General features: G+C 54.7%; 9 protein-coding genes and 1 pseudogene. 5 read left to right on the top strand and 5 right to left on the bottom strand.

Annotated features, from left to right (window positions below):
- Nucleotide 1: 1 nt before the first annotated feature.
- Nucleotides 2-590, top strand: a pseudogene (locus G9Q73_RS10275) (phosphate/phosphite/phosphonate ABC transporter substrate-binding protein).
- A 6-nt stretch (nt 591-596) separates the two neighbouring features.
- Complete coding sequence (locus G9Q73_RS20465) at nt 597-1898, top strand: sensor histidine kinase (protein WP_177419706.1); 1302 nt, start codon at nt 597-599, stop codon at nt 1896-1898.
- On the opposite strand, the gene G9Q73_RS20460 is transcribed toward G9Q73_RS20465, so the two are convergent.
- The 4 genes from G9Q73_RS20460 to G9Q73_RS10250 form a co-directional block, all read right to left on the bottom strand.
- Nucleotides 1819-2115, bottom strand: coding sequence for a type II toxin-antitoxin system RelE/ParE family toxin (locus tag G9Q73_RS20460; RefSeq protein ID WP_177419705.1), 297 nt, complete (start codon nt 2113-2115; stop codon nt 1819-1821). The genes G9Q73_RS20465 and G9Q73_RS20460 overlap by 80 nt on opposite strands.
- Nucleotides 2109-2288, bottom strand: coding sequence for a hypothetical protein (locus G9Q73_RS10260; protein WP_177419704.1), 180 nt, complete (start codon nt 2286-2288; stop codon nt 2109-2111). Before G9Q73_RS10260 ends, G9Q73_RS20460 begins: the two co-directional genes overlap by 7 nt.
- 42 nt (nt 2289-2330) lie before the next feature.
- Nucleotides 2331-2537 (bottom strand): helix-turn-helix domain-containing protein, encoded by a 207-nt coding sequence (locus tag G9Q73_RS10255; RefSeq protein ID WP_177419703.1) that lies wholly within the window; start codon nt 2535-2537, stop codon nt 2331-2333.
- A 191-nt stretch (nt 2538-2728) separates the two neighbouring features.
- Entirely contained in the window at nt 2729-3649 is a 921-nt protein-coding gene (locus G9Q73_RS10250; protein ID WP_177419702.1) for an HDOD domain-containing protein, read from the bottom strand.
- Between the two features lie 214 nt (nt 3650-3863).
- On the opposite strand from G9Q73_RS10250, the gene G9Q73_RS10245 reads away from it, so the two are divergent.
- The 3 genes from G9Q73_RS10245 to G9Q73_RS10235 all read left to right on the top strand — a co-directional run bounded on the left by G9Q73_RS10245 (nt 3864) and on the right by G9Q73_RS10235 (nt 6798).
- A complete protein-coding gene (locus tag G9Q73_RS10245; RefSeq protein ID WP_177419701.1) occupies nt 3864-5912 on the top strand; it encodes a ribonucleoside triphosphate reductase in 2049 nt (682 codons plus the stop codon).
- The gene (gene nrdD / locus G9Q73_RS20005) at nt 5896-6069 is read left to right on the top strand and encodes an anaerobic ribonucleoside-triphosphate reductase (protein ID WP_177419700.1); all 174 of its coding nucleotides are present in this window, start codon (nt 5896-5898) and stop codon (nt 6067-6069) included. The genes G9Q73_RS10245 and nrdD overlap by 17 nt, the downstream gene beginning before the upstream one ends.
- Before the next feature lie 99 nt (nt 6070-6168).
- Complete coding sequence (locus G9Q73_RS10235) at nt 6169-6798, top strand: anaerobic ribonucleoside-triphosphate reductase activating protein (protein ID WP_177419699.1); 630 nt, start codon at nt 6169-6171, stop codon at nt 6796-6798.
- A gap of 42 nt (nt 6799-6840) precedes the next feature.
- Here G9Q73_RS10235 and G9Q73_RS10230 read toward each other — a convergent pair whose 3' ends face one another.
- Nucleotides 6841-7563 carry an ATP-dependent 6-phosphofructokinase gene (locus tag G9Q73_RS10230; RefSeq protein ID WP_304956589.1) on the bottom strand — a complete coding sequence of 241 codons (723 nt, stop codon included), beginning with the start codon at nt 7561-7563 and terminating at the stop codon, nt 6841-6843.
- Nucleotides 7564-7663: the final 100 nt, after the last annotated feature.

Genomic DNA, 7663 nt, shown 5'->3' with positions numbered 1-7663 from the left:
TGTGTGTACTTCAGTTCAGTTACGTATTGCTGTATTCCACCGTTCTCCAGGGTATGAGGTATTTGCCCAACAGAAAAACAAACGGATTCGCGGAATCATGGTGGTTCGCAAAGAGAGCGCCATTCACCCCCTGCATGACCTCTCCGGTAAAACCCTCGCTTTCCCCGCGCCCGCTGCATTTGCCGCAAGTGTGCTCCCCCGGGCAAACCTCGCCAACAACGATATCCCCTTCACTGCCAAATATGTCTCCTCCCACGTCCGTATATCGCACCGTTGCAAAAGGCTTGTATGTTGCCGGTGGCGGCATTCAGCGCACATTCAACAACGTCGATCCAGCAGTCAGAGAACAACTGCGGGTACTCTGGACCAGTGAGCCCTTTACCCCCCATGCATTCGCGGCACATCCAAGAGTGGATCCTGCCGTCATAACACGAATAAGAGAAGTCATGATCAACATGGAAAACAATCCAGAAGGAAAACAGTTGCTTACCAGTATCAATTTCAAAGGTATCGAAGCGGGAGAGGACAAAGACTGGGATGACGTACGGGCTTTGGGTATAGATCTCCTGAAAAAGCTGACCGAAGGCTGATAAGGCGTGTCGTTCAGACTCAAAACCATGCTCGGCATCGCCAGCATCGAGGCGATACTGCTGACGATATTGGTATGGAGCGGTCTGAACTTTCTGCGCCAGTCAAACGAAGAACAGCTCATCGAGCATGCCTCGACAACAGCCACCCTGTTCGCCACAACCACCAAGAATGCTGTTCTCTCTACCGATCTGGCCTCCCTTGAAAGCTTTGTTCAGGAGATACTTCGCAATCCTGGCGTGCTTTATGCGAGAGTAATGGACAATGAAGTTGTATTGGCGGAGGGCGGCGATCCAGAACTGCTCTCCCGCTCTTTTGCAGGCGACACAAAACTGGAAGATGTCCGGGATCTGGTTTTCGACACCCATGCAGAAATCGTGGAAAGTGGTATCCATTTTGGCAGAGTGGAGGTAGGTATCTCCACCGACCGCATCACTGAAGGAATGAAGAAAGCGCGCAACCGGGCAATGAGCATTGCCGCTATCGAGATGGCCCTCACCGCACTGTTTTCCTTTGCGCTCGGTCTCTACCTGACCCGCCAACTCAAGGAACTGCGGGATGCCTCACGTAAACTGGCTGACGGCAGCCTGGAACACCGCATTCAGGTACGGGGCAGGGATGAACTGGCCCAAACCAGCATTGCCTTCAATAAAATGACAGCAAAACTACAGGCCAACGAGCAGGCCCTGATCCTGGCCAGGGATGAGGCCTGGCAGGCAAATCAGGCAAAGTCGGATTTTCTCGCCCGCATGAATCATGAACTTCGCACGCCAATGAACACCATCATGGGTTTTTCCCAGCTATTGGCAGCCGACCCGGATGAGCCACTCACGCCAGACCAGGCGATGTCGGTAGATGAAATCCTCCAGGCCAGCAAGCGATTACTGGACTTGATCAACTCACTGCTGGACCTCGATCAGATCACCTCAACAAACCTGTCCTTTACCCTGGAAAGAGTCGATGTCGGGCAAGTGATCAAAGATGTGCTCAACAAACTTCAGACTAAAGCCACGGAACGCCATATCAAGCTCTCTTCTGTTCCACCCCCTCAGCCCATATTGATCACAGTAGACCGGAAACGGCTCACACAGGTATTGCAGGAACTGATTAACAACGCCATTAGATACAATCATGACCATGGCAGTGTATCTCTTGCGATTTGGGGGAGGGGGGTGATAGGAAATCCAAGGCCTATCAAGAACGATTGGGGCAATTCCGGGGACAGTATACCTATTTCCCAACATCCTCCGCCTTCAAGTCCTGCTGCTTATAATCACGGCCAGAGGCAAACGAAGATAAATTGGTTCTGATCTCTATAAATAATCCGATAGGAAGAGGAAGGATAGCTCTGACATTCTCTACTATCTTACCCGGTACTTTCTTACCAACCTTCGGCAGTTCATTCAGAACATCCGTTTTCTCCCGAATATCCTGAGTTACCTTCTTGGCATAGTGGTGGGAGTCGTGGTCGATGAAGTCATGGATGGAACGCAGGTCAGCTTTGGCCGGCTCCGACCAGATTACCATGAGTCGATTTCCCGCTTGAGTTTCTCGCTGGTGATGGTTTTGCCCTGTTCTGCGGCCTCCTGTCCCTTCCTGATTTTATCCAGTACATAGAGGCGGTACATGATTTCATCCATGTCAGTATCTTCCGGCAATTTGCCGATGGTGCTGAGTGCTTCCTGTTTAGCTGCTTGCATGATGGTTCTCCAAAATAGGTTAGCCGGTGGCTGCCTGATCGTTCAGTGATACAAGGGCTTAATCAGCATCTCGGCTGGAGGCAGGTTCAGGCCGCTCTCGTACTTGTTGAGCTGCTGAAAGCGGATATCCACTTTAGCGGCCAATTCCTTTTGCGACCAACGTTTCTGCTTGCGCAGATTCTTTAGGCGAACCCCAAATGTTTTACGGAAGTCTTCGTTCTGCATGGTGAGCAATAAATCCAGATTCATATAATGACCTCCTAAAGTATATAGGTATGTTCCAGAACTCAAAATGGTCAGTTTCGATTGATTGGGATCGCGGGTCAATAATGTTTCGCGATACCTTGAGATTCAATCGAAACTGACCCCTTTGATTCTTTTTGGCCAATTCGGCTATTGCCCGATCCACTACGCTTGATCTGGCCTACATCCTCAGCTGACTAAAAGAACACCGCCTCGACCCCATCGGCATGGGCTTCTGTCTCCGCCTGTCCCTCTGCATCGTAGCTAAAGCCCAACCGGGCGAAGGCAGGGATACGACTTCTGTCCACTGTAGCCAGCGGATGCGTTGAACCTTCATAGGCCAGGATATTGGCCACCTGCACCAGATCCACATAGTCCACCGGCGCATCCCCCGGATTGCGCAGCAGATTATCATGCTCCGCTGCCACCGCCACCAGCTGCGGGTCGAATTTCCAGAATTTCAGGATTTTGCCACCCAGTCCAGGATGCACCTTGCGCAGAACTTTATCCAGATAGGCAGGGTTCTCCGCCAGCGCTTCATGTTTCGTCGCCTTGATCAGCAACGGGATCTTGCCCACATCGTGGGTCAATCCCGCCACCAGCGCCACCTCGGGTTCAAGACCCGGCTGCTCCTTCGCCAGCGTCGAAGCCAAGGCCCCGACCTTTACCGAGTGAGTCCAAAGCACTTCCATGCGCTTTTGAATGACGCTGATGTGGGTTGAGAAAACCTCTTTCATCGATACTGCATAGATGGCGTTTTTCACCTTCTGGAACCCAATACGGGTGACTGCCAGTTTGATCGCCTTGATAGGATCCCGCCCCCGATAGAGCGGACAGTTGGCGTAACGAATCAGGCGTGCGGTGATGGCGGTATCCTTCTCGATCACTTTCGTCAGATCTTTCGCCGAGCTGTCCACATCGTTGATCACCAACAGCGCCTCGATGGAGAGGGCTGGCAGTGTTGGCAGCGCCAGTCGGTTGGCGACCAAATCTTCACCCAACCCCTTAACGAAGTCACTGATGGAGAATTTCTCAGCCGCTTCCTGCTCCAGCGCTTCTTTCGAGGACTCGGGAACAAAGGCGGCGCCGTCAGACAGTGTAAAAACAGATTTGGACATTGGTATTCAATTTCTGGGATCACGACAGTTCAAAAGTTATCGGCCGGATTTGCCAAATATTTAGCCTCGTCTCTCCCTGATCCAAGCAAAATCCGTCTTTTCCCAAAACGATTGATCTGGGTCAAACAAAATAACAAAACCACAACATATTGTGTATGGCAGAGCGTAACGCCACAAGATGACGCATCTATAATGGAAATACAGGAGGATCGAGATGTCCGTCAAACTCGAAAAATCACCGTTATTTCTACCCATCAAGGTAGAAAAGCGGGATGGGTCACAAACAGCATTCGACGCCGCCAAGATCAGGACCGCAGTCCTGCAGGCAGGCCAGGCCACAGGAGAACTCGATGAGTCTGAGGCCCAGCTACTCACCGCCCAGGTAGTGAAGGTGCTGGCCCATACGGGTTATCGACACCAGATCCCGGATATCGAGCGCATCCAGGATATCGTCGAGCAGGTGTTGATCAGCGCCAACCACCTGCAAACCGCCCGCGCCTACATCGTCTATCGTGAACAGCATAAAAAGTTGCGGCAGGATCGCCGCACGCTGGTGGATGTCTCCACTTCGGTCAATGAATATCTTGAGCGGGCCGACTGGCGGGTGAGTGCCAACGCCAACCAGGGCTACTCCCTTGGCGGTCTGATTCTCAACACCTCAGGCAAGATGCTCGCCAACTACTGGCTGAGCCATGTCTATCCGCCCGAAGTGGGGGAGGCGCACCGGGAAGGCGACATCCACATCCACGATCTGGACATGCTGGCAGGTTACTGCGCCGGCTGGTCCCTGCGCACCCTGCTGCATGAAGGACTCAACGGCGTGCCGGGAAAAGTGGAATCGGGTCCAGCCAAGCACATGTCCTCCGCCGTGGGGCAGATCGTCAACTTCCTCGGCACATTACAGAACGAGTGGGCCGGCGCCCAGGCCTTCAGCTCTTTCGACACCTACATGGCCCCCTATGTTCGCCAGGATAGTCTGAGTTACGAGCAGGTCCGGCAGTACATTCAGGAGTTAATCTACAATCTCAACGTACCCTCCCGCTGGGGTACTCAGACTCCCTTCACCAATCTGACCTTCGACTGGGTCTGCCCGGAGGACCTGCGCGAGCAGATACCGGTCATCGCCGGTGAAGAGATGGATTTCACCTACGGCGAGCTGCAGCACGAGATGGATCTCATCAATCGCGCCTATATCGAGGTAATGACTGAAGGGGATGCCAAGGGCCGGGTCTTTACCTTTCCCATCCCCACCTACAACATCACCCCCGACTTCCCCTGGGAGAGCGAAAATGCGGAGTTGTTATTCGCCATGACCGCCAAGTATGGCCTGCCCTACTTCCAGAATTTCCTCAACTCCGACCTCAAGCCGAATATGGTCCGCTCCATGTGCTGCCGTCTGCAGCTCGACCTGCGGGAACTGCTGAAACGCGGCAACGGCCTGTTCGGCTCGGCGGAGCAGACCGGCTCGCTGGGGGTGGTGACCATCAACTGCGCCCGCCTGGGGCACCTCTACCAAGGGGATGAAAGCGCATTGATGCAGCGGCTCGATGAACTGCTGCGCCTCGCCCGCACCAGTCTGGAGATCAAACGCAAGGTGATACAGCGCCACATGGATGCGGGACTCTTCCCCTATACCAAACGCTATCTCGGCACCCTGCGCAACCACTTCTCCACCATCGGCGTAAACGGCATCAATGAGATGGTTCGCAACTTCACTGCGGATGAGCAGGACATCACCGCTGAAGCGGGTAGCGCCATGGCGATCCGCCTCCTCGACCATATCCGCGAACGCATGGTCGAGTTCCAGGAACAGACCGGCAACATGTACAACCTGGAGGCGACGCCTGCAGAGGGCACTACCTACCGCTTCGCCAAGGAAGATCGCAAGCGTTGGCCCGAGATTCTCCAGGCAGGCACGCTGAAGAAGCCCTACTACACCAACTCCTCACAGCTGCCGGTGGGATTTACCGACGACCCCTTCGAGGCACTTGCCCGCCAGGAACCTTTGCAGCAAAAGTACACGGGCGGCACGGTGTTGCACCTCTATATGAACGAGCGCATCAGCTCTACCGAGGCCTGCCGGCGTCTGGTCAAACGTTCACTGGAGCGCTTCCGCCTGCCCTATATCACCATCACCCCAACCTTTTCGATCTGTCCGAAGCACGGTTATCTCAGCGGCGAGCACGAGTTCTGCCCAAGCTGTGACGACGAATTGATCGCCCATAAACAACAGGAGTTACACAACCATGCAAGCTGCCATTGAACTGAAAGAGGAAGAGCGTACCCGCTGCGAAGTCTGGACCCGGGTGATGGGTTACCACCGTCCCGTCTCGGCCTTCAATCCCGGTAAGCAGTCGGAACACAGGGATCGGCGCTGCTTCAAAGAGAGCCAGGCTCAACTTCACCAGGGCCAGGTTTAGTTTTTGCAGAACGATTTAGGTTGCCGGTTCCGCTACGCTTGAACCGGCCTACGGCGGCACGGTCTCCTTTAGCCTTTAGCCTTTAGCCTCATTATTATCATGCAGCAAACAACACTACAGGTCGGTGGTCTCACGCCAATGACCACCATCGACTATCCGGGCGAACTGGCAGCGGTCATCTTCTGCCAGGGCTGCCCCTGGCGTTGCCGCTACTGCCACAATGGCCATCTGTTGCCCCGCATAAGCAGCGATCCTGCATTGATCGAATGGGATGAGATCATCGCCTTTCTCGAACAGCGTCAGGGACTGTTGGACGCCGTGGTTTTCAGCGGCGGCGAACCCACCCTGCAGAGCGCCCTCAAACCTGCTATTCAACAGGTCAAAGCGCTGGGGTTTAAGATCGGCCTGCACAGCGCCGGGGCCTACCCTGAAAGACTGGCCGAACTGCTACCTCTGCTCGACTGGATCGGTTTGGACATCAAGGCACTGCCAGAAGATTACGCAGCCCTGACCGGCGTCAGTGGTAGTGGAGAAAATGCCTGGGAGAGCCTGCAACTGCTGATGGCCAGCGGCGTGGCTTATGAGGTCCGTACCACTGTTCACACCAAGTTATTGTCACCGCAGAAACTGAAAAAACTTCAGTACCAACTACAGCAGGCAGGCGTAGCCCACCATCAGTTGCAACCGTGCGATACCCATCACGCTCTCGATCAGAGACTCTCTGCATAGCCTTGGAACCGCTCCTATAGCGAGCATCCTACCGACGCAGAATTATGGACGAGGCTCAGCTATCCCCAAAACTGGTGCCGACACGGCGACAATACTGAAGTTCTTGCCGCTGCGCACCCGGGCGCGAATCGCCTCGGCTACGCTCTCGATATCGTAAGGGATCTCCGGCAGTAGGATCACATCCGCCCCGCCTGCAATGCCGGCGCCCAAAGCGAGCCAGCCGGCCCGATGTCCCATGATCTCCACCACGATGATCCGATGGTGACTGTGAGCAGTGCTGTGAAGCCTGTCGATGCCTTCAGTGGCGATGCCCAGGGCGGTATCGAAGCCGAAGGTCGTATCGGTTTTGCCCACATCGTTATCGATAGTCTTGGGCAGGGTGATGATGTTCAACCCCTTCTCCATCAGTTGCAGGGCGTTCTTCTGGGTCCCCCCGCCACCCAGACAGACAAGCGCATCAAGGTGATTCGCCGCATAGTTCTCCACAATCACATCTGTCATGTCCTGCTTCTTGCCCGCAAACACCATGCGGTGGGGTTTATCCCGGCTGGTGCCCAGGATGATGCCACCTTGGGTCAGAATGCCGGAGAGCACACCCCCGTCCAAACGGGTGGTGCGGTTATCCACCAGACCCCGAAAGCCGTCCATGAAACCAATCATCTGCATGTCGTAATAACTCTGCGCCGCCTTACCGACGCCGCGGATCGCTGCATTGAGGCCGGGGCTGTCGCCGCCCGCAGTCAGGATCCCGATATGTTTGGTCATCACCTCTCCTAAACGGCCTCTGGCGCAGCAGATTCCTGGAATCATATTTCGCTGTAATTTTGTAGGGGCAGGCAGGGGACGTTTTTTGCTAGACTAGGCG

Source organism: endosymbiont of Lamellibrachia barhami (assembly GCF_011947365.2).
Taxonomy (GTDB): Bacteria; Pseudomonadota; Gammaproteobacteria; order Chromatiales; family Chromatiaceae; genus QGON01.
Note: the sequence above shows the minus strand (reverse complement) of the source record. Positions and strands in the feature narration are given on the sequence as shown.

What these genes read in the sequence shown, in the direction of transcription:
- G9Q73_RS10255 (WP_177419703.1), bottom strand. Translation starts at nt 2,537, where the DNA reads ATGAATCTGGATTTATTGCTCACCATGCAGAACGAAGACTTCCGTAAA.
- G9Q73_RS10250 (WP_177419702.1), bottom strand. Translation starts at nt 3,649, where the DNA reads ATGTCCAAATCTGTTTTTACACTGTCTGACGGCGCCGCCTTTGTTCCC.
- G9Q73_RS10235 (WP_177419699.1), top strand. Translation starts at nt 6,169, where the DNA reads ATGCAGCAAACAACACTACAGGTCGGTGGTCTCACGCCAATGACCACC.
- G9Q73_RS10230 (WP_304956589.1), bottom strand. Translation starts at nt 7,563, where the DNA reads ATGACCAAACATATCGGGATCCTGACTGCGGGCGGCGACAGCCCCGGC.
- G9Q73_RS10245 (WP_177419701.1), top strand. Translation starts at nt 3,864, where the DNA reads ATGTCCGTCAAACTCGAAAAATCACCGTTATTTCTACCCATCAAGGTA.
- G9Q73_RS10260 (WP_177419704.1), bottom strand. Translation starts at nt 2,288, where the DNA reads ATGCAAGCAGCTAAACAGGAAGCACTCAGCACCATCGGCAAATTGCCG.
- nrdD (WP_177419700.1), top strand. Translation starts at nt 5,896, where the DNA reads ATGCAAGCTGCCATTGAACTGAAAGAGGAAGAGCGTACCCGCTGCGAA.
- G9Q73_RS20460 (WP_177419705.1), bottom strand. Translation starts at nt 2,115, where the DNA reads ATGGTAATCTGGTCGGAGCCGGCCAAAGCTGACCTGCGTTCCATCCAT.